The 25,021-nt window shown below is 54.6% G+C and carries 23 protein-coding genes; 13 read left to right on the plus strand and 10 right to left on the minus strand.

The genetic code is table 11. The annotated features are described in order from the left end of the window. Positions 1-12: 12 nt before the first annotated feature. Positions 13-2,574 carry a DNA mismatch repair protein MutS gene (mutS, locus tag FEK42_RS12065; protein WP_135492928.1) on the minus strand — a complete coding sequence of 854 codons (2,562 nt, stop codon included), beginning with the start codon at positions 2,572-2,574 and terminating at the stop codon, positions 13-15. 286 nt (positions 2,575-2,860) lie between these two features. On the opposite strand from mutS, the gene FEK42_RS12075 reads away from it, so the two are divergent. Then, entirely contained in the window at positions 2,861-3,205 is a 345-nt protein-coding gene (locus tag FEK42_RS12075) for a nitrous oxide-stimulated promoter family protein (RefSeq protein WP_021560470.1), read from the plus strand. Positions 3,206-3,245: 40 nt separating this feature from the next. On the opposite strand, the gene FEK42_RS12080 is transcribed toward FEK42_RS12075, so the two are convergent. The 7 genes from FEK42_RS12080 to hypA all read right to left on the minus strand — a co-directional run bounded on the left by FEK42_RS12080 (position 3,246) and on the right by hypA (position 9,486). Then, a complete protein-coding gene (locus tag FEK42_RS12080; protein ID WP_131162378.1) occupies positions 3,246-3,674 on the minus strand; it encodes a TOBE domain-containing protein in 429 nt (142 codons plus the stop codon). Positions 3,675-3,718: 44 nt separating this feature from the next. Next, complete coding sequence (flhA, locus tag FEK42_RS12085) at positions 3,719-5,797, minus strand: formate hydrogenlyase transcriptional activator FlhA (protein ID WP_130207640.1); 2,079 nt, start codon at positions 5,795-5,797, stop codon at positions 3,719-3,721. Between the two features lie 71 nt (positions 5,798-5,868). Beyond that, entirely contained in the window at positions 5,869-6,879 is a 1,011-nt protein-coding gene (gene hypE / locus FEK42_RS12090) for a hydrogenase maturation carbamoyl dehydratase HypE (protein ID WP_130207638.1), read from the minus strand. Beyond that, positions 6,876-7,997: a hydrogenase formation protein HypD gene (gene hypD, locus FEK42_RS12095; RefSeq protein ID WP_130207636.1), complete on the minus strand. Its 1,122-nt coding sequence runs from the start codon at positions 7,995-7,997 to the stop codon at positions 6,876-6,878. Before hypD ends, hypE begins: the two co-directional genes overlap by 4 nt. Next, positions 7,997-8,269 carry a hydrogenase 3 maturation protein HypC gene (gene hypC / locus FEK42_RS12100; RefSeq protein ID WP_000334874.1) on the minus strand — a complete coding sequence of 91 codons (273 nt, stop codon included), beginning with the start codon at positions 8,267-8,269 and terminating at the stop codon, positions 7,997-7,999. Before hypC ends, hypD begins: the two co-directional genes overlap by 1 nt. Further along, positions 8,260-9,132, minus strand: coding sequence for a hydrogenase nickel incorporation protein HypB (gene hypB / locus FEK42_RS12105; protein WP_135407647.1), 873 nt, complete (start codon positions 9,130-9,132; stop codon positions 8,260-8,262). The genes hypC and hypB overlap by 10 nt, the downstream gene beginning before the upstream one ends. A gap of 3 nt (positions 9,133-9,135) precedes the next feature. Beyond that, positions 9,136-9,486 carry a hydrogenase maturation nickel metallochaperone HypA gene (gene hypA / locus FEK42_RS12110; protein ID WP_130207634.1) on the minus strand — a complete coding sequence of 117 codons (351 nt, stop codon included), beginning with the start codon at positions 9,484-9,486 and terminating at the stop codon, positions 9,136-9,138. Positions 9,487-9,697: 211 nt separating this feature from the next. Between hypA and hycA the strand changes: the two genes are divergently transcribed. The 9 genes from hycA to hycI all read left to right on the plus strand — a co-directional run bounded on the left by hycA (position 9,698) and on the right by hycI (position 17,560). Beyond that, positions 9,698-10,159, plus strand: coding sequence for a formate hydrogenlyase regulator HycA (hycA, locus tag FEK42_RS12115; protein WP_131162377.1), 462 nt, complete (start codon positions 9,698-9,700; stop codon positions 10,157-10,159). 124 nt (positions 10,160-10,283) lie between these two features. After that, positions 10,284-10,895 carry a formate hydrogenlyase subunit HycB gene (gene hycB / locus FEK42_RS12120; RefSeq protein ID WP_001079186.1) on the plus strand — a complete coding sequence of 204 codons (612 nt, stop codon included), beginning with the start codon at positions 10,284-10,286 and terminating at the stop codon, positions 10,893-10,895. Continuing rightward, positions 10,892-12,718, plus strand: coding sequence for a formate hydrogenlyase subunit 3 (hycC, locus tag FEK42_RS12125; protein WP_135407645.1), 1,827 nt, complete (start codon positions 10,892-10,894; stop codon positions 12,716-12,718). The genes hycB and hycC overlap by 4 nt, the downstream gene beginning before the upstream one ends. 2 nt (positions 12,719-12,720) lie before the next feature. Beyond that, a complete protein-coding gene (gene hycD, locus FEK42_RS12130; RefSeq protein WP_135492927.1) occupies positions 12,721-13,644 on the plus strand; it encodes a formate hydrogenlyase subunit HycD in 924 nt (307 codons plus the stop codon). A gap of 17 nt (positions 13,645-13,661) precedes the next feature. Further along, a complete protein-coding gene (hycE, locus tag FEK42_RS12135) occupies positions 13,662-15,371 on the plus strand; it encodes a formate hydrogenlyase subunit HycE (RefSeq protein WP_001288134.1) in 1,710 nt (569 codons plus the stop codon). Positions 15,372-15,380: 9 nt separating this feature from the next. Next, entirely contained in the window at positions 15,381-15,923 is a 543-nt protein-coding gene (gene hycF, locus FEK42_RS12140; RefSeq protein ID WP_000493785.1) for a formate hydrogenlyase subunit HycF, read from the plus strand. Beyond that, entirely contained in the window at positions 15,923-16,690 is a 768-nt protein-coding gene (hycG, locus tag FEK42_RS12145; RefSeq protein ID WP_000067399.1) for a formate hydrogenlyase subunit HycG, read from the plus strand. The genes hycF and hycG overlap by 1 nt, the downstream gene beginning before the upstream one ends. Further along, entirely contained in the window at positions 16,687-17,097 is a 411-nt protein-coding gene (gene hycH, locus FEK42_RS12150) for a formate hydrogenlyase assembly protein HycH (protein ID WP_001291918.1), read from the plus strand. The genes hycG and hycH overlap by 4 nt, the downstream gene beginning before the upstream one ends. After that, entirely contained in the window at positions 17,090-17,560 is a 471-nt protein-coding gene (gene hycI, locus FEK42_RS12155) for a hydrogenase maturation peptidase HycI (protein WP_130207626.1), read from the plus strand. Before hycH ends, hycI begins: the two co-directional genes overlap by 8 nt. A gap of 157 nt (positions 17,561-17,717) precedes the next feature. Here the strand turns inward: hycI and ascB are convergent, their stop codons facing one another. Together ascB and ascF are read right to left on the minus strand one after the other, a co-directional pair. Continuing rightward, entirely contained in the window at positions 17,718-19,142 is a 1,425-nt protein-coding gene (gene ascB, locus FEK42_RS12160; RefSeq protein ID WP_138211838.1) for a 6-phospho-beta-glucosidase AscB, read from the minus strand. 8 nt (positions 19,143-19,150) lie between these two features. Beyond that, positions 19,151-20,608, minus strand: a complete 1,458-nt coding sequence (gene ascF, locus FEK42_RS12165; protein ID WP_135492926.1) for a PTS cellobiose/arbutin/salicin transporter subunit IIBC — start codon at positions 20,606-20,608, stop codon at positions 19,151-19,153. A gap of 259 nt (positions 20,609-20,867) precedes the next feature. On the opposite strand from ascF, the gene ascG reads away from it, so the two are divergent. The 3 genes from ascG (at position 20,868) to hypF (ending at position 24,959) form a co-directional block, all read left to right on the plus strand. Then, complete coding sequence (gene ascG, locus FEK42_RS12170) at positions 20,868-21,878, plus strand: DNA-binding transcriptional regulator AscG (protein ID WP_167852530.1); 1,011 nt, start codon at positions 20,868-20,870, stop codon at positions 21,876-21,878. Between the two features lie 148 nt (positions 21,879-22,026). Then, on the plus strand, positions 22,027-22,554 hold the full coding sequence (gene hydN / locus FEK42_RS12175) for an electron transport protein HydN (protein WP_001078777.1): 528 nt from the start codon (positions 22,027-22,029) through the stop codon (positions 22,552-22,554). A 152-nt stretch (positions 22,555-22,706) separates the two neighbouring features. Continuing rightward, positions 22,707-24,959 carry a carbamoyltransferase HypF gene (hypF, locus tag FEK42_RS12180; RefSeq protein WP_135492924.1) on the plus strand — a complete coding sequence of 751 codons (2,253 nt, stop codon included), beginning with the start codon at positions 22,707-22,709 and terminating at the stop codon, positions 24,957-24,959. Positions 24,960-25,021: the final 62 nt, after the last annotated feature.

Genomic DNA, 25,021 nt, shown 5'->3' on the forward strand with positions numbered 1-25,021 from the left:
CGGGAATTATTTTTACACCAAACTTTTCAACCGATAAATCCACTCTAACGCCTGACGCGGGGTGAGTGAATCTGGATCAAGATTTTCCAGAGCTTCGACCGCAGGCGAAGTTTCTTCTGGTACTGATAGCAAAGACATTTGTGTACCATCCACCTGCGTAGCGGCTACATTCGGCGAAATGCTTTCCAGCTCGCGCAGTTTTTGCCGCGCGCGTTTGATCACCTCTTTCGGCACGCCTGCTAGCGCAGCAACCGCCAGGCCGTAGCTTTTGCTCGCCGCGCCGTCCTGCACGCTGTGCATAAAGGCGATGGTGTCGCCGTGCTCCAGCGCATCGAGGTGCACGTTAGCGACGCCTTCCATTTTCTCCGGTAGTTGAGTCAGCTCGAAGTAGTGGGTGGCAAACAGCGTCAATGCCTTAATCTTATTCGCCAGATTTTCCGCGCACGCCCATGCCAGTGACAGACCATCGTAAGTGGACGTCCCGCGTCCAATCTCATCCATCAACACCAGACTGTACTCGGTGGCGTTATGCAGAATATTAGCGGTTTCGGTCATCTCCACCATAAAGGTTGAACGCCCGGATGCCAGATCGTCCGCCGCGCCCACACGGGTAAAGATACGGTCAATCGGGCCAATCTCGACTTTTTGTGCCGGTACATAGCTGCCGATATAGGCCATCAGCGCAATCAGTGCGGTCTGGCGCATATAGGTACTTTTACCGCCCATGTTCGGACCGGTAATAATCAACATCCGACGCTGTGGCGACAGATTCAGCGGGTTAGCGATAAACGGCTCATTCAGTACCTGTTCAACCACCGGATGGCGGCCTTCGGTAATGCGAATGCCAGGTTTATCAATAAAGGTCGGGCAGGTGTAGTTCAGGGTATAGGCCCGTTCTGCCAGGTTCACCAGCACGTCGAGTTCTGCCAGCGCGCTCGCGCTCTGTTGCAGCGCTTCCAGATGCGGCAACAGCAGGTCGAACAACTCTTCATAAAGCTGTTTTTCCAGTGCTAGTGCTTTGCCTTTTGAAGTGAGGACTTTGTCTTCGTACTCTTTCAGCTCTGGAATAATGTAACGTTCAGCGTTTTTCAGCGTCTGGCGGCGCATATAGTTGATTGGCGCCAGATGGCTTTGCCCACGGCTGATCTGAATGTAATAACCATGAACCGCGTTAAAGCCGACTTTCAGCGTGTCCAGGCCGGTACGTTCACGCTCGCGGATTTCCAGACGCTCCAGATAATCGGTCGCGCCGTCAGCCAGCGCCCGCCACTCATCCAGTTCTTCGTTATAGCCTGGTGCGATAACACCACCGTCGCGTACCAAGACCGGCGGCGTGTCGATGATTGCGCGCTCCAGCAGATCGCGCAGCTCGGCAAACTCGCCCATCTTCTCACGTAGCGCCTGCACCGGTGCACTATTGACAGTTTCTAACTGCGCGCGCAGTTCTGGCAGCTGTTGGAAAGCGTGACGCATACGGGCCAGATCGCGCGGGCGAGCGGTACGCAACGCCAGACGTGCCAGAATACGCTCCAGGTCGCCCACCTGACGCAGCACAGGCTGTAACTCAGCGGTAAAATCCTGCAATGCGCCAATAGTTTGCTGGCGCTCTAGTAACACGCGGGTATCGCGCACTGGCATATGCAGCCAGCGTTTCAGCATACGGCTACCCATCGGCGTGACGGTGCAATCAAGCACAGAAGCCAGAGTATTTTCCGCACCGCCCGCCAGATTCTGGGTGATTTCCAGATTACGGCGTGTCGCGGCATCCATAATGATGCTGTCCTGCTCACGTTCCATGGTGATAGAACGAATATGCGGCAGAGTCGTACGTTGGGTATCTTTCGCATACTGCAACAGGCAACCGGCAGCACAAAGCCCGCGTGGTGCATTCTCTACACCGAAACCAATCAGATCACGAGTGCCAAATTGCAGGTTCAACTGCTGGCGCGCGGTGTCGATTTCAAACTCCCACAGCGGGCGACGACGCAGGCCGCGACGACCTTCAATCAGCGACATCTCGGCGAAATCTTCTGCATACAGCAGCTCTGCCGGATTGGTGCGTTGCAGCTCTGCCGCCATCGTTTCGCGGTCAGCCGGTTCGCTCAGACGAAAACGCCCGGAGCTGATATCCAGCGTCGCATAGCCAAAACCTTTGCTGTCCTGCCAGATAGCCGCCAGCAGGTTATCCTGGCGCTCTTGCAACAGGGCTTCATCACTGATAGTCCCCGGCGTGACGATACGGACAACCTTGCGCTCAACCGGCCCTTTGCTGGTTGCAGGATCGCCAATCTGTTCGCATATAGCGACGGACTCGCCCTGATTCACCAGTTTGGCGAGATAGTTTTCCACTGCATGGTAGGGGATACCCGCCATCGGGATCGGCTCGCCCGCAGACGCGCCGCGTTTGGTCAGCGAAATATCCAGCAGCTGCGACGCCCGTTTTGCGTCGTCATAAAATAGCTCGTAAAAGTCACCCATCCGGTAGAACAGCAGGATCTCAGGATGCTGGGCTTTCAGCTTGAGATACTGCTGCATCATAGGCGTATGGGCGTCGAAATTTTCTATTACACTCATGGAATTAGATCCGGTTCCCTGATGTTAAATGTAGTGTGATGGTTTTTATTTTCGTTGTAATCACATAAGGCGCACATGATACCGGAGTTAATCATTTCAGGGGAAGACGCGAAAGGTCAGTTCTTGATGCCGGTTCCGCGAAAAATGCTGCTTTGCAGCTTTTGCGTGATGACTATGAAACAAGATCGCAAAATTACATCGGTTGAAGAAACCTCCTCCTTCAGAGCCATAGTCCCCTTTAGAATTAAGTTGTAATATAAATGCACCTTAAGAGTATGGAGGCAGCATGTCCGGCAAGCGTATCTCTCGTGAAAAACTGACGATTAAAAAAATGATCGATCTTTATCAAGCGAAATGCCCGCAGGCGTCAGCGGAGCCGGAGCATTACGAGGCGTTGTTTGCTTACGCGCAAAAACGGCTGGATAAATGTGTGTTTGGCGAAGAGAAACCTGCCTGTAAACAGTGTCCGGTGCACTGTTACCAGCCTGCGAAGCGTGAAGAGATGAAGCAGATTATGCGGTGGGCGGGGCCGAGAATGCTGTGGCGTCATCCGATCTTAACCGTGCGTCATCTGATTGATGATAAACGTCCAGTGCCAGAACTGCCGGAAAAATATCGCCGGAAGAAATAAATTTGCCGGAGGAATTTATTCTCTCCGGCAAATACGGCGCTTACGCTTTGGTCGCAATCAGGATTGCTGATGCCTTGATCAATGCAATAACGCGCGATCCTGTGGTGAGTTTCATTTCATCCTGGCTTTCATTGGTTACCACTGCCACAACTTCAAAACCCGCATCTGTTTTGATATGGACAGTGGCATTCACTGCGCCTTCGGTGATTTTCGACACGCTGCCAGCAAACTGGTTGCGAGCAGAGAATTTCAGTCCACAGTCTTCCGTTGCCAGTGTTACCCACGGGGCTTTAATCAGGGCAATCGCTTCTTTCCCTTTTGCCAGCCCCAGGGCTTGCTGGCTACTGTGGGTAACAACCGCTACCAGCTTTGCGCCACCTGCCAGCGTCAGTTCTACTTCATCATTCACCGCGCCCATTGCGACTGCGCTAACTGTTCCGGTTAATTGATTTCTTGCTGAAACTGCCATACTGCCTCCTTTCATTGAATGTTGATCGAGTATAACCACATCTGTTAAACCAATGCCGCTTTATCTATCCCCAGCCGCTTCATCCGTGACAGCAGAGTGGTGCGTTTTAATCCCAGACGTTGTGCAGCGCCTTTTGGCCCGGCAACCACGCCGTTCGTCTCTTTTAATACGCGGACAATCAGTTGATATTCATCCTCGCCTTCCTGGGCGACGACCGTCGCGGCCGGTGGTGTTTCAGGTTCTGACAGAGGGATATCGGGTAAAGAGAGTTGTAGAACGTTACCGCGAGTCAGCAACACCGCGCGCTCAATGACGTTTTCCAGTTCGCGCACGTTACCTGGCCATTCCATATTGCTCAATGCGCGCAGAGTCTCGGCAGGAATGCTGTCAATATTACGACCCAGGCGGCGGGCAATTTTAAATGTAAAGGCTTTAGCCAGCAGCGGAATATCTTCCGGGCGCTCGCGCAGCGGCGGCAGATGAATCGGGAAGACGTTCAGGCGGTAGTAGAGATCGCTACGGAACTCGCGGTCGGCGACCATTTTTTTCAGATCGCGGTTAGTCGCGGCGATTAAACGCACGTCCGTCTGAATGATTTTATTGCTCCCGAGGCGTTCAAACTCCTGTTCCTGCAATACGCGCAGCAACTTCGGCTGTAACTCCAGTGGCATATCGCCCACTTCATCGAGGAACAGCGAGCTTTTATCCGCCAGTTCAAAACGACCAATGCGCTGAGCGCTGGCACCAGTAAAGGCACCACGCTCATGACCAAACAGGTCACTTTCCAGTAATCCCGCAGGCATGGCGGCGCAGTTCATCTTCACCATTCGCCGACCATTGCGGTTGCTGAGATTGTGGATCGCGCGGGCAATCAGTTCCTTACCCGTCCCCGTTTCACCGAGAATGAGTACGGTACTGTCGCTTTGCGCTACCATCTCAACCTGCTTGAGCACGCTATACATGGCTTCGCTGCGACCAATAATCTCGCCAAATTCGCTATCCACATTATTGAGCTGTTCGGTCAGAGCAAGGTTTTCGTCAACCAGGCGCTCTTTCAGACGGTGGATTTCCTGATAGGCGAGGGCGTTATCTACGGCAATCGCCACACGTTCCGCAATCTGGCGCAGCAAACTCAGGTTAGTGGTGGTAAAGGTTTTCTCTTCGCACTGCGCCAGTTTCAGCACGCCCAGCATGGTGTTGCCAGACATCAACGGTAGCAGGCACAGCGTCTGGATCTGGTTGCCCCAGGTGTCGAACAACATGCGTTCGTAGGGGGCTAAATTGTCTCGCTCGTGGAGATTAAGCAGCAGCATCTCTTTGCTTTTAAATACGCGCTCGGTGAGGGTTCCGGCCTCATCAACTTCACTCTGTTCGTGAGTGGGATGCTGTTTATCGAGATAGTGAGTAGAGTAAACGTTGAGTTTGTTTTTGCGGTGGCTACGTAAGACGATGCTGATATCGTCGATATCGAAGTAGTAGTGGATTTCTTTAGCCACTTCGCTGACCAGCTCGTCCATGTCCAGGCGAGAAAGTACCGCGTTGGTGATGGCAACCAGGATGCGGAAGTTATCCCGTTCCCGGCATAGCAGTTCGTAGTCGACATTGTTGATGACGCGGCTCTGAATTTGCTCGCTGACAACAGAAACAATCTGCGTAAATGTTTGCAGTCGATTGAACTCTTTTTCGCTCCACGGGCGATCGTCATAACGAATAAATTCACAACCGCCAAAAATATGTCCTTCCGCGGCCTGCGGCATCAGGCAATAGTGACCAAATTTGGGGTATAGCCCACTCGTAGCCAGTTGCGGCCAGGTGTCACAAAATTCTTCGTAGCTGCAGTGCAGTGTGTCAGGGCGCGATAAAATGCTGCGCACCGGACCATGTGCCAGAATGGTTTCGTCTTCGTATTTAATGGGATTGTCTTTGTCACGCGACGCGTAATAAGTCGCACGTTGAGTCTGCGCTTGCCACAACACAATAGCTGCGTTGTCGGCGAGCGCAGAACGCTTTACCAGTTGCGAAAGAGCCTCACACAGCGAGGCCAGATCGGGCTGCTGCAATAGTGTCCGAGTGATGTCGAACAACCCTTGTTGCCCGAGATCACTCATCGGTGTATACGACATGTTGTTCTTCCAGGAAAGCACCGCTAAGCGGTGCAAAAGGTAAATGACAAATTCCAGGGGCTAGATTTTTATTAGCATATACGAGGTAGCGGTTCGGCGTGTGGTAGGTCGAGAGTTCGTTTCACGCCATAAAGTCCAGCGAGACGAACACCTTTACGCTCAACCACTTCGCCAATTAATGCTGCATCTTGTCCCAGTGGGTGGGAACGCAGCGCCGCCAGCACTTGCTCTGCCGCGTTACGCTCTACAGCAATCACCAGCTTACCTTCGTTGGCAAAGTTAAGGGCATCAAGACCCAGCAGCTCGCAAACGCCACGCACGGCAGGTTTAACCGGCAGCGCTGCTTCTGAAAGTTCAATACCGCAACCGCAGGCTGCCGCGAACTCATGAACTACCGCGTTCACTCCACCACGGGTAGCATCGCGCAGCGCTTTCACGCCGGGAATGTCGCGCAGCGTCTGAATCAGTGGCGTCAGTACCGCGCAATCGCTGACCAGTTCGCCATCCAGCCCCAGCTGCTCGCGCAGGTTAAGGATAGTCGCCCCGTGGTCGCCGAGCGTACCGCTAACCAGCAACACATCGCCTGCGGTTAGCGTCTGTGCTCCCCAGTGAATATTCGCCGGAATTGCGCCCATGCCTGCGGTGTTGATAAACAGTTTATCTGCCGCGCCGCGTTGTACCACTTTGGTGTCGCCAGTAACGATGGCAATGCCTGCCGCGCGGGCGGTTTCTGCCATGCTGGTAACCACGGCTTTCAGCGTCTCCATCGGCAATCCTTCTTCGAGGATAAATCCACAGGAGAGATAGCGCGGAATAGCGCCGCTGACCGCAACGTCATTGGCCGTGCCGCAAATCGCCAGCTTGCCGATATTACCGCCAGGGAAGAACAGCGGGTCGATGACGTAGCTGTCAGTGGAGAAGGCCAGACGATCGCCTTCTGCCATTAATTGCGCCAGGTCAAGACGTGCCTGATCTTCCTGTTCTGCCAGCCACGGATTGGCAAAGGCTTCCATAAACAGGCTGTTGATTAATTGCTGCATCGCCTGGCCGCCGCTGCCGTGGGCGAGTTGGATATTGTTCACACTTCACTCTCCTGCTGACGATACTGATACCATGCGGCACATGCTCCTTCGGAGGAAACCATAAGTGCGCCGAACGCGGTTTGAGGATTACAGGTGTTACCAAACAGCGGGCATTGATGCGGCTTACATTTGCCGGTCAATACTTCACCACAACGTGCGCGCGGGTCATCGCAAACCTGCTGCGGTGCTGGGCGGAAATGTGCTTCGGCATCGAATCGTTGATAATCCGGCGTCAGGTGCACACCAGAAGATTCAATCACGCCTAAGCCGCGCCATTCGCTGTCGCCATTGACGCAGAAGACGTCAGCAATCGCCTGTTGTGCCAGCAAATTACCCGCATCTGGCACCACTCGCCGGTACTGATTCTCTACCTTGCTGTGGGCCGCTATTTTCTGCTCTACCAGCATCACCACGCCTTGCAGTAGATCAAGAGGTTCGAAACCAGCGACCACCAGAGGACGATGAAAATCGCTGGCGATAAAATTATAGGCGTCGGTGCCAATTACCATACTGACGTGGCCCGGCGCGAGGAACGCGTCGATGCCATTGTCCGGCTGTTCCAGCAAACTGCGCAGCGTGGGGATCAGCGTAATGTGCTGGCAGAAGAAGTAAAAATTCTGCACATCGCGGGCTTTTGCCTGTTGCAGAGTGATGGCAGTGGTCGGCATGGTGGTTTCAAACCCTAAGCCGAAGAACACCACTTTACGAGTTGGGTTCTCCTGCGCCAGTTTCAACGCATCCATTGGCGAGTAGACGATGCGCACATCAGCACCGCGTGCTTTTGCCTGCAACAACGACCCCTGTTTCCCCGGTACGCGCATGGCGTCGCCAAAAGTACAGAAGATGACTTCCGGATGGCTGGCAATCTCCACGCAGGTGTCGATTCTGCCCATCGGCAGAACGCACACCGGACAACCAGGTCCGTGGATAAACTCAACGTTTTCCGGCAGTAACTGGTCGAGGCCGAATTTAAAGATGGCGTGGGTATGACCGCCGCACACTTCCATAATCCGCAGAGGGCGTTCGGCGGTGTATGAAAGATGTGAAGCACGTTCGCGCAGATGCTCAATTAACTGCATCACCTGTTCCGGCGCGCGATATTCATCAACAAAACGCATTATTTTTCCTCGCCATACAACAGCGCACCGACATCCGGCTCAACATCAAACATATTTTGTAAGGCGTCGAGAGTGTCACGCGCTTCGGCTTCATTAATTACGCTCATGGCAAAGCCAACGTGAACCAGTACCCACTGGCCCACGCGTGGCTGACCGTTTTCATCGCAGCTGCCGACTAGCGTTAAATCGACATCGCGCTGAATGCCGCAGACGTCGACTTTCGCCAGGTTTCCGTCAATGGTGCGAATCTGGCCAGGAACGCCTATGCACATCGCTGTGCCTCCAGCCAGTTCAGCCACTGGTCCATCCCTTCGCCGCTGGTGGCGGAAATAAGGATGATTTCAATTTCTGGATTGACTTCGCGGGCGCAGGCGATGCACTTCTCAACGTCAAAGTTGAGATACGGCAGCAAGTCAACTTTGTTGAGCAGCATCAGTGAGGCGGCGGCAAACATATGTGGATATTTCAGCGGTTTGTCTTCACCTTCGGTAACGGAAAGCACCGCCACTTTGTGTTTTTCACCGAGATCGAAGCTGGCCGGGCATACCAGGTTGCCAACGTTTTCGATAAACAGAATACCGTTATCGTCCAGTGGCAGGCGCGGTGCGGCATCAGCGATCATCTGTGCATCGAGATGGCAGCCTTTACCGGTATTCACCTGAATAGCTGGTGTGCCGGTAGCGCGAATGCGGGCTGCATCGTTCACGGTTTGCTGGTCGCCTTCAATCACCGCACACGGAACGCTATCTTTCAGGCGTATTAAAGTTTCCGTCAGCAGGGTGGTTTTACCGGAACCAGGGCTGGAAACCAGGTTGAGTACCAACTGATTGCGGGCAGCAAAGCGCGCGCGGTTGCGTTCAGCCAGACGGTTGTTTTTGTCCAGCACGTCAATTTCGACTTCCAGCATCCGACGCTGGCTCATACCCGGTGCATGAGTGCCAGCTTCGCCGTGACCATAATGCAGGTCGCCTTCTTCGGTCTGGCTCGGGGTAAATTCAGGCGCTTTAATGCCGGTGATTTTCATCTTCGGCCGTGCCGCCGGGGCAAATGGCGCGCTACGAAACGCGGAATGAGGGTTATGTTCATCACCCTCGATATACAGGTTGCCTTCACCGCAACCGCATGTTGTACACATCGCTCACTCCTGGTCTATTTCTATCCGCCGAATCTGTAAACCGTCGTCTGCCACAATGCGCAGCATGTCGCCATGACACTGTGGACAGCGGCGGACGCGCTGGGTCAGTAGCGTTACATACTGCTGGCATGTTTCACACCAGCACTCGGCCTCTTGTTCTTCGAGGTGCAGTTTACAACCTTCTGCCACGCTGCCGCGGCAAACCAGATCAAAACAAAAGGCAAGAGAGCTGGTTTCGACACAAGAAAATGCGCCAATTTTGAGCCAGACCGCAGTTACGCGTTTTGCGCCGTGCTGTATGGCCTGCTGTTCGATCAATTCCAGTGCCCGCTGGCAGAGGGTTATTTCGTGCATATCGCCTCCCATTAACTGTTGCCCGTGATAAGCAATAATTATGCCAGTGTTGATTATCCCTGATGTGAACAATGTCGATGATGTCGAAATGACACGTCGTCATGGCGTCGAAAGTCGGCTGCCTTATGAAAAGTATATAAATAACAATGAGATAAAAATTGGCACAAAAAATGCTTAAGGCTGGCATCTCTGTTAAACGGGTAACCTGACAATGACTATTTGGGAAATAAGCGAGAAAGCCGATTACATCGCACAGCGGCATCGTCGCCTACAGGACCAGTGGCATATCTACTGCAATTCGCTGGTTCAGGGGATCACGTTATCAAAAGCGCGTCTGCACCACGCCATGAGTTGCGCGCCAGATAAAGAACTCTGTTTCGTACTTTTTGAACATTTTCGCATTTACGTCACCCTGGCGGATGGTTTTAACAGTCACACCATCGAGTACTACGTCGAAACGAAAGATGGCGACGACAAGCAGCTGATTGCACAGGCTCAGTTAAGCATTGACGGCATGATTGATGGCAAGGTCAACATCCGCAATCGCGAACAGGTTCTGGAACACTATCTCGAAAAAATCGCTGGTGTTTACGACAACTTATACACCGCCATTGAGAACAATACGCCGGTGAATTTAAGCCAACTGGTAAAGGGACAAAGCTCAGCAGCATGAGCTGAGGCTTTGTCCGGTTTGCAGGCATCATGCCTGTTTGGGGATGGGCGTGTCGATGAGTGTCGAAAATGACATTTCATCGGCATGTTTTCGTCAAAAATGACAATCACCTGAGGAATGCCCGGTGAATCGTTTTGTAATTGCTGACTCCACGCTCTGTATCGGCTGCCACACCTGTGAGGCCGCCTGTTCAGAGACGCATCGCCAGCACGGCCTTCAGTCTATGCCGCGCCTGAGAGTGATGCTAAATGAAAAAGAATCTGCGCCGCAGCTCTGTCACCACTGTGAAGATGCGCCCTGTGCGGTGGTCTGCCCGGTTAATGCTATCACTCGTGTTGATGGGGCCGTGCAGCTGAATGAAAGCCTGTGCGTAAGCTGCAAACTGTGCGGCATTGCCTGTCCGTTCGGCGCAATCGAATTTTCCGGCAGCCGTCCGCTGGATATTCCTGCAAATGCCAATACCCCGAAAGCGCCACCGGCACCGCCTGCTCCGGCGCGTGTCAGCACGCTGCTTGACTGGGTGCCAGGTATTCGCGCGATCGCCGTCAAATGTGACCTTTGTAGCTTTGATGAACAAGGTCCGGCCTGCGTGCGGATGTGCCCGACCAAAGCCCTGCACCTGGTGGATAACACCGATATCGCCCGCGTTAGCAAACGTAAGCGTGAGCTGACCTTTAACACGGACTTTGGCGATCTCACCTTGTTTCAGCAGGCTCAAAGTGGAGAGGCTAAATGAGCGCAATTTCCCTGATCAATAGCGGCGTGGCGTGGTTTGCCGCCGCCGCTGTTCTGGCATTTCTCTTTTCTTTTCATAAGGCACTAAGCGGCTGGATTGCCGGAATTGGCGGCGCGGTTGGTAGCCTGTACACCGCAGCGGCAGGTTTCACCGTGCTGACTGGCGCGGTTGGCGTGAGCGGTGCGCTGTCACTGATAAGCTACGATGTGCAAATCTCTCCGCTTAACGCGATTTGGCTGATTACGCTCGGCCTGTGCGGTCTGTTTGTCAACCTCTACAACATTGACTGGCATCGCCACGCGCAGGTGAAGTGCAACGGCTTGCAGATCAATATGTTGATGGCTGCGGCCGTCTGTGCCGTCATCGCCAGCAACCTGGGCATGTTAGTCGTGATGGCAGAAATCATGGCCCTGTGCGCGGTGTTCCTCACCAGCAACAGTAAAGAGGGCAAACTGTGGTTTGCGCTGGGGCGTCTTGGTACTTTGCTGCTGGCGATTGCCTGCTGGCTGGTCTGGCAGCGTTACGGCACGCTGGATCTGCGCCTGCTGGATATGCGTGTGCAGCAACTGCCGCTCGGTTCCGATATCTGGCTGCTCGGTGTGATTGGCTTTGGCCTGTTGGCCGGGATTATTCCTCTGCACGGCTGGGTGCCGCAGGCACATGCTAACGCCTCTGCGCCAGCTGCCGCGCTGTTTTCTACGGTGGTGATGAAAATTGGCCTGCTGGGCATTTTAACCCTGTCGCTGCTGGGTGGTAACGCGCCGCTGTGGTGGGGGATCGCGCTGCTGGTGCTCGGCATGATCACCGCGTTCGTCGGCGGTCTGTATGCGTTGATGGAGCACAACATCCAGCGTCTGCTGGCTTACCACACCCTGGAAAATATCGGCATTATCCTGCTGGGGCTGGGCGCTGGCGTAACGGGTATCGCGCTCGAACAACCGGCGCTGATTGCCCTTGGTCTGGTCGGTGGTCTGTACCATCTGCTTAACCATAGCCTGTTCAAAAGCGTACTGTTCCTCGGGGCCGGAAGCGTCTGGTTCCGTACCGGTCATCGCGATATCGAAAAACTCGGTGGTATTGGCAAGAAAATGCCGGTTATCTCCATCGCTATGTTAGTCGGGCTGATGGCAATGGCTGCGCTGCCGCCGCTGAACGGGTTTGCCGGGGAATGGGTTATCTATCAATCCTTCTTCAAACTGAGCAATAGTGGCGCGTTTGTTGCCCGTCTGCTGGGGCCGCTGCTCGCTGTGGGGCTGGCAATTACCGGTGCGCTGGCGGTGATGTGTATGGCGAAAGTCTATGGCGTCACGTTCCTCGGTGCGCCGCGTACCAAAGAAGCCGAAAACGCCACTTGTGCGCCGCTCCTGATGAGCGTCAGCGTGGTGGCACTGGCGATTTGCTGCGTAATTGGCGGTGTTGCTGCGCCGTGGCTGCTGCCGATGCTGTCGGCTGCTGTACCTCTGCCGCTGGAACCCGCCAACACCACCGTTTCTCAACCGATGATCACACTGCTGCTGATTGCCTGCCCGCTGCTGCCATTCATCATCATGGCGATTTGCAAAGGCGACCGTCTGCCGTCACGTTCCCGTGGCGCGGCCTGGGTGTGCGGCTACGACCACGAAAAATCAATGGTGATTACCGCTCACGGTTTTGCCATGCCGGTTAAACAGGCGTTTGCGCCAGTGCTGAAACTGCGCAAATGGCTGAATCCGGTGTCGCTGGTGCCGGGCTGGCAGTGCGAAGGTAGTGCGTTGCTGTTCCGCCGGATGGCGCTGGTTGAACTGGCGGTACTGGTGGTGATTATTGTTTCACGAGGAGCCTGAGAATGAGTGTTTTATATCCGTTAATTCAGGCGCTGGTGTTATTTGCCGTTGCGCCGCTGCTCTCCGGTATAACCCGCGTGGCGCGCGCCCGTCTGCATAACCGTCGCGGGCCGGGCGTGTTGCAGGAGTATCGCGACATTATCAAACTGCTGGGCCGCCAGAGCGTTGGCCCGGATGCCTCCGGCTGGGTGTTCCGCCTGACGCCGTATGTGATGGTGGGTGTCATGCTGACTATCGCTACTGCGCTGCCGGTAGTAACCGTTGGTTCTCCGCTGCCGCAACTGGCTGATTTGATCACCTTACTGTATCTCTTCGCCATCGCGCGTTTCTTCTTTGCCATTTCCGGTCTGGATACCGGTAGCCCGTTTACCGCTATCGGCGCGAGCCGTGAAGCGATGCTTGGCGTGCTGGTCGAACCGATGCTGCTGCTTGGTCTGTGGGTCGCCGCGCAGGTTGCTGGTTCTACCAATATCAGCAACATCACCGACACCGTTTATCACTGGCCGCTGAGCCAGAGCATCCCGCTGGTGCTGGCGCTTTGTGCCTGTGCATTCGCCACTTTTATCGAAATGGGCAAACTGCCGTTCGACCTGGCGGAAGCCGAGCAGGAATTGCAGGAAGGCCCGCTCTCTGAATACAGCGGTAGCGGTTTTGGCGTAATGAAATGGGGTATCAGCCTGAAACAGCTGGTGGTGTTGCAGATGTTCGTCGGGGTGTTTATTCCGTGGGGACAAATGGAAATCTTCACCGCTGGTGGACTGCTGCTGGCGCTGGTGATTGCCATCGTCAAACTGGTAGTCGGCGTACTGGTTATCGCGCTATTCGAAAACAGCATGGCCCGTCTGCGTCTTGATATTACTCCGCGCATTACCTGGGCTGGTTTTGGTTTTGCATTTTTAGCGTTCGTCTCCTTGCTGGCGGCGTGATTAAAGAGAGTTTGAGCATGTCTGAAGAAAAATTAGGTCAACATTATCTCGCCGCGCTGAATGAGGCATTTCCTGGCGTCGTGCTGGACCACGCCTGGCAGACCAAAGATCAGCTGACTGTCACCGTGAAGGTGAACTATCTGCCGGAAGTGGTAGAGTTCCTCTACTACAAACAGGGCGGCTGGCTGTCGGTGCTGTTTGGTAACGACGAACGCAAACTGAATGGTCATTACGCCGTTTACTACGTGCTGTCGATGGAGAAAGGCACCAAGTGCTGGGTAACCGTGCGTGTCGAAGTTGACGCCAACAAACCGGAGTATCCGTCCGTGACGCCACGCGTTCCGGCGGCGGTGTGGGGCGAGCGCGAAGTGCGCGATATGTACGGTTTGATTCCGGTTGGTTTGCCGGATGAACGTCGTCTGGTGCTGCCGGATGACTGGCCGGATGAACTTTATCCGCTGCGTAAAGACAGCATGGATTATCGTCAACGTCCGGCACCGACCACCGATGCTGAAACCTACGAGTTCATCAACGAACTGGGCGACAAGAAAAACAATGTCGTGCCGATTGGTCCGCTGCACGTCACTTCTGACGAACCGGGTCACTTCCGTCTGTTCGTCGATGGCGAAAACATTATCGACGCCGACTACCGCCTGTTCTATGTCCATCGCGGCATGGAAAAACTGGCGGAAACCCGCATGGGTTACAACGAAGTGACCTTCCTCTCTGACCGTGTGTGCGGGATCTGCGGCTTCGCCCACAGCACCGCCTACACCACGTCAGTGGAAAACGCGATGGGTATTCAGGTGCCAGAACGCGCGCAGATGATCCGCGCCATTCTGCTGGAGGTGGAACGCCTGCACTCGCACCTGCTGAACCTCGGCCTGGCCTGCCACTTCACTGGCTTTGACTCCGGTTTTATGCAGTTCTTCCGCGTGCGTGAAACCTCAATGAAAATGGCGGAGATCCTTACCGGTGCGCGTAAAACTTACGGCCTGAACCTGATCGGCGGGATTCGTCGCGATCTGCTGAAAGATGACATGATCCAGACCCGTCAACTGGCACAGCAGATGCGTCGTGAAGTGCAGGAGCTGGTGGATGTGCTGCTGAGCACTCCGAACATGGAACAGCGCACCGTTGGCATTGGTCGTCTGGACCCGGAAATCGCCCGCGATTTCAGTAACGTTGGCCCGATGGTTCGCGCCAGCGGTCACGCCCGCGATACCCGCGCCGATCACCCATTTGTCGGCTATGGCCTGCTGCCAATGGAAGTCCACAGCGAGCAGGGCTGCGACGTTATTTCCCGTCTGAAAGTGCGTATCAACGAAGTCTATACCGCGCTGAACATGATCGACTACGGTCTGGATAACCTGCCGGGTGGCCCACTGATGGTGGAAGGCTTTACCTACATTCCGCACCGCTTTGCGCTGGGCTTTGCCGAAGCGCCGCGCGGCGATGATATCCACTGGAGCATGACCGGTGACAACCAGAAGCTGTACCGCTGGCGCTGCCGTGCCGCGACCTACGCGAACTGGCCGACCCTGCGCTACATGCTGCGTGGCAACACTGTTTCCGATGCGCCGCTGATTATCGGTAGCCTCGACCCTTGCTACTCCTGTACCGACCGCATGACCGTGGTCGATGTACGTAAGAAGAAGAGCAAAGTGGTGCCGTACAAAGAACTTGAGCGCTACAGCATTGAGCGTAAAAACTCGCCGCTGAAATAAGGAATCGCCATGTTTACCTTTATCAAAAAAGTCATCAAAACCGGCACGGCGACCTCGTCTTATCCGCTGGAGCCGATTGCGGTTGATAAAAACTTCCGTGGTAAGCCAGAGCAGAACCCGCAGCAGTGCATCGGCTGCGCGGCCTGCGTCAATGCCTGCCCGTCAAACGCCTTAACGGTTGAAACTGACCTCGCCACCGGTGAGCTGGCCTGGGAGTTCAATCTTGGCCGCTGCATCTTCTGTGGACGCTGCGAAGAAGTCTGCCCGACGGCGGCGATCAAACTGTCGCAAGAGTACGAACTGGCGGTGTGGAAGAAAGAAGATTTCCTGCAACAGTCCCGCTTCGCGCTGTGCAACTGCCGCGTCTGCAATCGTCCTTTCGCCGTCCAGAAAGAGATCGACTACGCCATTGCGCTGCTTAAGCACAACGGCGACAGCCGCGCGGAAAACCACCGCGAAAGCTTTGAGACTTGCCCGGAATGTAAGCGCCAGAAATGCCTGGTGCCGTCCGACCGTATTGAACTGACTCGCCATATGAAAGAGGCCATCTGATGAGCAATTTATTAGGCCCCCGTGACGCCAACGGCATTCCGGTCCCGATGACGGTGGATGAGTCCATCGCCAGCATGAAGGCGTCGTTGCTGAAAAAAATCAAACGTTCTGCCTACGTTTACCGCGTGGACTGCGGCGGCTGCAACGGCTGCGAAATCGAAATTTTCGCCACGCTTTCGCCACTTTTCGATGCAGAACGCTTCGGCATTAAAGTCGTTCCGTCACCGCGTCATGCGGATATTTTACTGTTTACCGGCGCGGTCACCCGTGCAATGCGATCCCCTGCGCTACGTGCGTGGCAGTCCGCGCCGGACCCGAAAATCTGTATCTCCTACGGTGCCTGCGGCAACAGCGGCGGCATTTTCCACGATCTTTACTGCGTGTGGGGCGGTACGGATAAAATCGTCCCGGTGGATGTTTATATCCCTGGCTGCCCGCCAACACCAGCCGCCACGCTGTACGGCTTTGCAATGGCACTCGGCCTGCTGGAGCAGAAAATTCACGCCCGTGGCCCGGGTGAGCAGGATGAACAACCGGCTGAGATCCTGCATGGCGATATGGTGCAGCCGCTGCGCGTGAAAGTGGACCGCGAAGCACGCCGCCTGGCAGGTTACCGTTACGGTCGCCAGATTGCCGATGACTTCCTGACACAGTTAGGGCAGGGCGAAGAACAGGTTGCACGCTGGCTGGAAGCGGAAAACGATCCGCGTCTGAACGAGATTGTCAGCCATCTGAATCATGTTGTTGAAGAGGCGCGTATCCGATGAGTGAAAAGGTGGTGTTCAGTCAACTGAGCCGTAAATTTATTGATGAGAACGATGCCACGCCCGCAGAGGCGCAGCAGGTGGTCTATTACAGCCTGGCGATTGGTCACCACCTTGGGGTTATCGATTGCCTGGAAGCGGCGCTCACCTGCCCGTGGGATGAATATCTGGCATGGATTGCCACTCTGGAGGCGGGCAGCGAAGCCCGCCGCAAAATGGAAGGCGTGCCGAAATATGGTGAGATCGTCATCGACATTAACCATGTGCCGATGCTGGCCAACGCATTCGATAAAGCCCGGGCAGCGCAAACTTCGCAGCAGAAGGAATGGAGTACAATGCTGTTAAGTATGCTGCACGATATTCATCAGGAAAACGCCATCTATTTGATGGTGAGGAGATTGCGTGACTGACGTTTTACTCTGTGTTGGCAATAGCATGATGGGCGATGATGGCGCAGGTCCGCTGCTGGCGGAAAAGTGCGCCGCCGCGCCGAAAGGTAACTGGGTGGTGATTGATGGCGGTAGCGCACCGGAAAACGACATTGTCGCCATCCGCGAACTGCGCCCGACACGACTGCTGATTGTCGACGCCACTGATATGGGGCTAAACCCCGGCGAGATCCGCATCATCGACCCAGATGACATCGCCGAGATGTTTATGATGACTACCCATAATATGCCGCTGAACTATCTTATCGACCAGTTGAAAGAAGACATTGGCGAAGTGATTTTCCTCGGCATCCAGCCGGATATCGTCGGCTTTTACTACCCGATGACCCAACCGATTAAAGATGCGGTTGAAACCGTTTATCAACGACTGGAAGGCTGGGAAGGGAACGGCGGATTTACGCAGTTAGCGGTGGAAGAAGAGTAGTTTTTCAGTAAGGAATCAGGACAGGGATGTTCTTGATGAGGGAATCAGAACTGATAGCAAACGCCAGATTGCCTGATGCGCTGCGCTTATCGGGCCTACCTGGTTCGTGCGACATGTAGGCCGGATAAGGCGTTCACGCCGCATCCGGCACTGTTACTTACTCTAAATCTTCACCGTTACTGGCAATCACTTTTTTATACCACCAGAACGATTTCTTACGCGTGCGCGTCAGCGTACCGTTGCCTGCGTCGTCACGGTCTACGTAGACAAAACCGTAGCGCTTGCTCATTTCACCCGTAGAGGCGGAAACCAAATCAATACAGCCCCAGGTGGTATAGCCCATCAGCGGAATGCCGTCTGCAATCGCTTCGCCCATTGCGCGGATATGTTCGCGTAAATAGCTGATGCGATAGTCATCGTTAATCTCACCATTAGCAGCAAATTCATCTTTTGCGCCCAGGCCGTTTTCCACCAGAAACAGCGGCTTCTGATAACGGTCGTACATCATATTCATGGTGATACGCAGACCGAGTGGATCAATACCCCAGCCCCAGTCGCTTACCTGTAGATACGGGTTACGCAGCGATTTCACCACATTCGCCGCACTGCTATTGTTGGCGTTCATCTCCGCCGAGGCGCAGCGCGAGGCGTAATAGCTGAAGGAGACAAAATCGACGGTGTTTTTCAGGATCTCATCATCGCCCGGTGCTTTGTCGATGGTTACCCCTTTTTCGCGGAATACGCGGGCAGAGTAAGCCGGATACGCGCCCCGCGCCTGCACATCGATAAAAAACAGGTTTTCCCTGTCTTTCTCCAGCGCCGCCCAGACATCTTCCGGCTTGCAGCTGTAAGGGTAAAAGTTGCCGCCCGCCAGCATACAGCCCACCTGATTTTGCGGGTTAACCTCATGGGCGATTTTGGTGGCTAACGCACTGGCAACCAGCTGGTGGTGCGCGGCCTGATATTTCACCTGATCCTGATTTTCACCTTCTTCAAACACCAGACCCGCGCCGGAAAACGGGCTATGCAACATAATGTTGATTTCATTGAAGGTGAGCCAGTATTTCACCAGGCCATCAAAGGCTTCAAAGCAGGTTCTGGCGTAGCGGCTGAAAAACTCCACCAGCTTGCGGTTACGCCAGGAGCCATATTCGGTGACCAGATGCATCGGCACATCGAAGTGGCACAACGTGACCAGCGGTTCGATGCCGTACTTTTTACACTCTTCAAAGACCGAACGATAAAAAGCAATGCCCTGCTGGTTGGGCGTCAGTTCATCGCCCTGCGGAAAGAGGCGGCTCCAGGCAATCGAAGTACGGAAAACCTTGAATCCCATCTCTGCCATCAGAGCGATATCTTCTTTATAACGATGATAAAAATCCGTCGCCTCATGGCTGGGATAAAACTCGTCATCGCGCAACTGAAAACGTTTTTCCAGCCCCAGTTTCACCGCCATTCGATGCTCGCCGTGCGGGATCATATCGACCGTGGTCAGCCCTTTGCCACCTTCACGGTACGCACCTTCGGACTGGTTGGCGGCAAGCGCGCCGCCCCATAAAAAACCTTGCGGAAATACTGACATTTTCATCCTCAATTAAGACTTACTTCTTTGGCGACGGTCGGTTGTGCGCCCTGATGTTTTCGCGCCTCGGCAGCCGCTTCCTCAACAGGAATATCCTCAAAGCCGAGCAACAGTGTGAGGATAAACGACAGCACAACCGCCAGCGCCATGACGGCGAACACCCAGACGATGCTCATTGGATTCGCCGGGTCGAAGAACTGCACGCTGGTAAATAACCCCGGCGCTGCCATTGAGTGGCTGGCAAGCCCCGCCATACCGGCAACCGCCCCGCAAAGAAAACCGCTGATAAGACTGGCGATAAGCGGACGTTTCAGGCGGATCGCCACGCCGTATAACGCCGGTTCGGAAATCCCCGCCATAATGGCTGATGCCGCTGCAGCCAGCGCCGTCTGGCGCAGTTCCGGGTTTTTCGTTTTCCACGCCACCGCCAGCGATGAACCGCCCAGCGACAGGTTAGCGCCGATCTCGGACGGCATGACCATCCCTTCTTTGCCGGTTTCGGCAATGGTCTGAATGATGGTTGGCGTAAAGACGCGGTGCATCCCGGTCATTACCAGCAGAGGCCACAGCGCGCCCATAATGGCGACTGAAAGCCAGCCCAGATAACCATGGATGGTGTAAACCAGCGCCGAAATGGCGCTACCGATCCAGATACCAATCGGGCCAATTAGCAGGATTGCCAGCGGTGCGGCAATCAACACAATCAGCATCGGCTTGAGGAAGTTTTTGGTCACCGCCGGTGTAATGCTGTCCACCCAGCGTTCGATATATGACAGGCACCAGGTCATCACCAGCGCCGGGATCACCGTGTAGGTATATTTCACCGCGGTGACCGGAATCAGGGCAAATTCGACATGTTCACCCTGGGCCGCTTTCGCCATCAGTTCAATAAAACTCGGATGTACCAGCACACCCGCGATGGCAATCGCCAGCGACATATTGGTTTTAAATTTGATGGCGGCCGAAGCCGCGACCATCAGCGGCAGGAAGAAGAAAGCACCGTCACCAATCACATTCAGAATGGTTAAGGTCGGCGATCCTTTTGTCAGCACGCCGCTCATCTCGAGGATCATCGCCAGCAGTTTGACCATCGATCCGCCGATAATCGCCGGGATCAGCGGTGACATGGTGCCGATCAGCGCATCAAGGATCCCCGCACCAATGCGACGTAGCGTGAGTTTGGGTTTACCCACGGGCTGTGCGGGCTGCATATCTCCCGGCAGCAGACTGACGACTTCCTGAAAGGCTTGCGAAACGGTATTGCCGATAATTACCTGACACTGGTTGTCACTACGTACCACGCCGAGCACGCCGGGGATGGTTTTTAACGTCGGGCTGTCGATAAGCTGGTCATCTTTGATAACAAAGCGCAAACGCGTCATACAGTGCGTGACTGCCGAGATGTTATCAACGCTGCCCAGTGCTGCTATCACCGAGCGTGCCAGCGCCGCATAATTTTTGGCCATCGGATTTTATCCTGTTATCAGTAGGGTAGATGTAGTTGTTATCAGTCGACGGGACGGAAAAATGCCGATGCTGAAACGGAATTAAGAAACCGGTTTCATAAAATCATGAATAGTTGTCAAAAAATAAGCAAGAGAGTTAATTGTTCATTTTTTATATTTGTGAAACCGGTCACCTGAATATTTTTCCCGCCGATTGCGCAAGGACAATCGGCAAACGGTGCAGTACACTCCGTTGATTGCGTGTAAAGGGATGAAAATGATGACGACGATGCTGGAAGTGGCGAAGCGCGCCGGGGTTTCAAAAGCGACCGTTTCCCGCGTGCTTTCAGGTAATGGCTACGTCAGCCAGGAGACTAAAGATCGCGTGTTTCAGGCGGTAGAAGAGAGCGGTTACCGCCCAAACTTGCTGGCGCGTAATCTGTCGGCGAAGAGTACTCAGACGCTGGGGCTGGTAGTGACCAACACGCTTTACCACGGCATTTATTTTAGTGAATTACTGTTTCATGCCGCGCGAATGGCGGAAGAGAAAGGGCGACAGTTGCTATTGGCAGATGGCAAACATAGCGCCGAAGAAGAGCGCCAGGCGATTCAGTATCTGCTGGATTTGCGCTGCGACGCCATCATGATTTACCCGCGTTTTTTAAGCGTGGATGAGATCGATGACATCATTGACGCGCACAGTCAGCCGATAATGGTGCTTAATCGCCGCCTGCGCAAAAACAGCAGCCATAGCGTCTGGTGCGATCATAAACAGACCAGCTTTAACGCCGTGGCAGAGTTGATAAACGCCGGACATCAGGAGATTGCTTTCCTTACCGGGTCGATGGATTCCCCCACCAGCATTGAACGTCTTGCCGGATATAAAGACGCGCTGGCGCAGTATGGTATTGCGCTCGATGAAAAACTTATCGTTAACGGTAAATGGACGCCCGCCAGCGGGGCCGAAGGGGTAGAAACGTTACTCGAACGTGGGGCTAAATTTAGCGCGTTAGTTGCCAGTAACGACGATATGGCGATTGGTGCGATGAAAGCGTTACACGAGCGCGGCGTAGCGGTGCCAGAGCAGGTGTCAGTTATCGGATTCGATGATATCGCAATTGCCCCCTACACCGTTCCGGCGCTCTCCAGCGTAAAAATTCCGGTGACTGAGATGATTCAGGAAATTATTGGACGGCTGATTTTTATGCTCGATGGTGGGGATTTCTCACCGCCGAAAACCTTCAGCGGAAAACTGATCCGCCGCGACTCACTCATTACTCTTTCGCAATAAACACTGTCATCACATGTCATCGTCACTAGTGTCGATGACATCGTTTTTCCTGCATTGCAGAAATTAATTTCCTTAAATAACAGTAAATTAAAAACTGGCATGATTTGTGAATGTATCGGCGCATTAACTGTCATTGCTGGAGAATTTGATGAACCGTTTCATCATTGCTGACGCGAGTAAATGTATTGGTTGCCGTACCTGTGAAGTGGCGTGCGTGGTTTCTCATCAAGAGAATCAGGACTGTGCATCGCTGACCCCGGAAACTTTTTTACCGCGAATCCATGTCATTAAAGGTGTGAACATTTCCACGGCAACAGTCTGCCGTCAGTGTGAAGATGCACCGTGCGCTAACGTCTGCCCGAATGGTGCTATCAGCCGTGATAAAGGGTTTGTTCATGTGATGCAGGAACGTTGCATTGGTTGCAAAACCTGCGTTGTGGCTTGCCCGTATGGCGCGATGGAAGTGGTGGTACGTCCGGTGATTCGCAACAGCGGCGCGGGGCTGAATGTACGGGCTGACAAAGCTGAAGCCAATAAATGCGACCTCTGTAACCATCGTGAAGACGGCCCGGCGTGTATGGCGGCTTGCCCGACCCATGCGCTGATTTGTGTCGATCGTAATAAACTTGAACAACTGAGCGCAGAAAAACGCCGCCGCACGGCGCTGATGTTCTAAAAATCTTACAGAACTGTTCTGGCATCAAAGGAATTCCCGGAAATATTCGTAGAATACGGTGCGGGCGGTATCGCCGACCTGTGGCTGCCGGATGCGACGCTGTCGTGTCCGGCTGGGCGGGTTACGCAATTCATGATGGCGGGAATAACTCAATGGCAAAAAACACATCTTGCGGTGTCCAACTGCGTATTCGTGGCAAAGTGCAGGGCGTCGGTTTTCGTCCGTTTGTCTGGCAGCTGGCACAGCAATTAAATCTTCACGGCGATGTCTGTAATGACGGCGATGGCGTAGAAGTCCGGCTGCTGGAAGACCCGGAAACGTTTCTTGTTCAATTACATCAGCACTGTCCGCCGCTGGCGCGTATTGATAGCGTCGAGCGTGAGCCGTTTATCTGGTCACAACTGCCCACTGAGTTCACCATCCGCCAGAGCGCGGGCGGCGTCATGAATACGCAAATTGTTCCCGATGCCGCTACTTGCCCTGCCTGTCTTGCCGAAATGAATACCCCAGGCGAACGGCGTTATCGTTATCCGTTTATCAACTGTACCCACTGCGGCCCGCGTTTCACCATTATTCGCGCCATGCCTTACGACCGCCCGTTTACTGTGATGGCGGCGTTTCCGCTGTGTCCGGCCTGTGACAAAGAGTACCGTGACCCGCTCGATCGTCGCTTCCACGCCCAGCCGGTGGCCTGCCCGGAGTGTGGCCCGCATCTTGAATGGGTAAGTCATGGTGAACATGAGGAACAAGAGGCGGCATTACAGGCAGCTATCGCACAGTTAAAAATGGGCAACATTGTCGCCATCAAAGGGATTGGCGGATTTCATCTCGCCTGCGATGCGCGGAACAGTAATGCGGTGGCGACACTTCGGGCGCGCAAACATCGCCCAGCGAAACCGCTGGCGGTTATGTTGCCAGCGGCAGACGGTTTACCAGACGCTGCCCGCCAGTTGCTCACCACGCCCGCCGCGCCGATTGTGCTGGTGGATAAAAAATACGTTCCTGAGCTTTGTGATGATATCGCCCCTGGCCTTAACGAAGTCGGGGTGATGTTGCCTGCGAATCCGCTCCAGCATTTGCTGTTACAGGAATTGCAATGCCCGCTGGTGATGACCTCCGGCAACCTGAGCGGTAAACCACCGGCTATCAGCAACGAACAGGCGCAGGCGGATTTGCAGGGCATTGCCGACGGATTCTTGATACATAACCGCGACATCGTGCAGCGGATGGATGATTCAGTGGTGCGCGAAAGCGGCGAAATGCTGCGCCGTTCGCGGGGGTATGTACCGGACGCGCTGGCTTTGCCTCCGGGCTTTAAAAATGTTCCGCCTGTGCTGTGTCTCGGCGCGGATCTGAAAAATACCTTCTGCTTGGTGCGCGGTGAACAAGCGGTGTTGAGTCAGCATCTGGGCGATTTAAGTGACGATGGCATCCAGATGCAGTGGCGCGAAGCGTTACGCCTGATGCAAAACATCTACGATTTCACCCCGCAATACGTTGTGCATGACGTGCATCCGGGCTATGTCTCCAGCCAGTGGGCGAGCGAAATGAATCTGCCGACGCAAACGGTGCTGCATCATCATGCTCACGCGGCGGCGTGTCTGGCAGAACATCACTGGCCACTGGATGGCGGTGATGTCATTGCGTTGACGCTCGACGGTATCGGTATGGGGGAGAACGGCGCTTTGTGGGGCGGCGAGTGTCTGCGGGTGAACTATCGCGAATGCCAGCACCTGGGCGGCTTGCCTGCGGTGGCGCTTCCGGGTGGCGATTTGGCGGCGAAGCAGCCGTGGCGAAACCTGTTGGCGCAGTGCCTGCGCTTTGTGCCGGAGTGGCAGAATTATCCTGAAACAGCAAGTGTGCAACAGCAAAACTGGAGCGTGCTGGCGCGGGCCATTGAGCGTGGAATTAACGCGCCGCTGGCGTCATCGTGTGGGCGTTTGTTCGATGCCGTAGCGGCGGGACTGGGCTGTGCGCCAGCCACGTTAAGTTATGAAGGTGAAGCGGCTTGTGCCCTGGAGGCACTCGCAGCTTCGTGCCACGGAGTGACGCATCCGGTGACGATGCCGCTGGTGGACAATCAACAGGATCTCGCTACTTTCTGGCAGCAGTGGCTGAACTGGCAGGCACCGGTTAATCAACGCGCGTGGGCGTTTCATGATGCGCTGGCGCAGGGTTTTGCCGCGTTGATGCGTGAGCAAGCCACGATGCGTGGTATCACTACGCTGGTATTTAGCGGCGGGGTTATTCATAACCGTTTGCTGCGAGCACGTCTGGCGCATTATCTCGCTGATTTCACATTGCTCTTTCCACAGAGTTTACCGGCGGGTGATGGCGGCTTGTCTCTGGGGCAGGGGGTTATTGCTGCGGCGCGTTGGTTAGCGGGTGAAGTCCAGAACGGATAAAGCGTGTTGCATTTGGACACCATTGCCGGATGCGCTCCCCGTAGGTCGGATAAGACGCGCGA

This window comes from Escherichia sp. E2748 (genome assembly GCF_005781125.1).
In the GTDB taxonomy this organism is placed as follows: domain Bacteria; phylum Pseudomonadota; class Gammaproteobacteria; order Enterobacterales; family Enterobacteriaceae; genus Escherichia.

Excerpts from the sequence above, each read along its gene's own strand:
- FEK42_RS12075 (WP_021560470.1), top strand. The coding sequence starts at position 2,861 with ATGTCCGGCAAGCGTATCTCTCGTGAAAAACTGACGATTAAAAAAATG.
- hypB (WP_135407647.1), bottom strand. The coding sequence starts at position 9,132 with ATGTGTACAACATGCGGTTGCGGTGAAGGCAACCTGTATATCGAGGGT.
- hycF (WP_000493785.1), top strand. The coding sequence starts at position 15,381 with ATGTTTACCTTTATCAAAAAAGTCATCAAAACCGGCACGGCGACCTCG.
- mutS (WP_135492928.1), bottom strand. The coding sequence starts at position 2,574 with ATGAGTGTAATAGAAAATTTCGACGCCCATACGCCTATGATGCAGCAG.
- ascB (WP_138211838.1), bottom strand. The coding sequence starts at position 19,142 with ATGTCAGTATTTCCGCAAGGTTTTTTATGGGGCGGCGCGCTTGCCGCC.
- hypD (WP_130207636.1), bottom strand. The coding sequence starts at position 7,997 with ATGCGTTTTGTTGATGAATATCGCGCGCCGGAACAGGTGATGCAGTTA.
- ascF (WP_135492926.1), bottom strand. The coding sequence starts at position 20,608 with ATGGCCAAAAATTATGCGGCGCTGGCACGCTCGGTGATAGCAGCACTG.
- hycD (WP_135492927.1), top strand. The coding sequence starts at position 12,721 with ATGAGTGTTTTATATCCGTTAATTCAGGCGCTGGTGTTATTTGCCGTT.
- ascG (WP_167852530.1), top strand. The coding sequence starts at position 20,868 with ATGACGACGATGCTGGAAGTGGCGAAGCGCGCCGGGGTTTCAAAAGCG.
- hypA (WP_130207634.1), bottom strand. The coding sequence starts at position 9,486 with ATGCACGAAATAACCCTCTGCCAGCGGGCACTGGAATTGATCGAACAG.
- hycC (WP_135407645.1), top strand. The coding sequence starts at position 10,892 with ATGAGCGCAATTTCCCTGATCAATAGCGGCGTGGCGTGGTTTGCCGCC.
- hycA (WP_131162377.1), top strand. The coding sequence starts at position 9,698 with ATGACTATTTGGGAAATAAGCGAGAAAGCCGATTACATCGCACAGCGG.
- flhA (WP_130207640.1), bottom strand. The coding sequence starts at position 5,797 with ATGTCGTATACACCGATGAGTGATCTCGGGCAACAAGGGTTGTTCGAC.
- hycH (WP_001291918.1), top strand. The coding sequence starts at position 16,687 with ATGAGTGAAAAGGTGGTGTTCAGTCAACTGAGCCGTAAATTTATTGAT.
- hycE (WP_001288134.1), top strand. The coding sequence starts at position 13,662 with ATGTCTGAAGAAAAATTAGGTCAACATTATCTCGCCGCGCTGAATGAG.
- hydN (WP_001078777.1), top strand. The coding sequence starts at position 22,027 with ATGAACCGTTTCATCATTGCTGACGCGAGTAAATGTATTGGTTGCCGT.
- FEK42_RS12080 (WP_131162378.1), bottom strand. The coding sequence starts at position 3,674 with ATGGCAGTTTCAGCAAGAAATCAATTAACCGGAACAGTTAGCGCAGTC.
- hypC (WP_000334874.1), bottom strand. The coding sequence starts at position 8,269 with ATGTGCATAGGCGTTCCTGGCCAGATTCGCACCATTGACGGAAACCTG.
- hypF (WP_135492924.1), top strand. The coding sequence starts at position 22,707 with ATGGCAAAAAACACATCTTGCGGTGTCCAACTGCGTATTCGTGGCAAA.
- hycG (WP_000067399.1), top strand. The coding sequence starts at position 15,923 with ATGAGCAATTTATTAGGCCCCCGTGACGCCAACGGCATTCCGGTCCCG.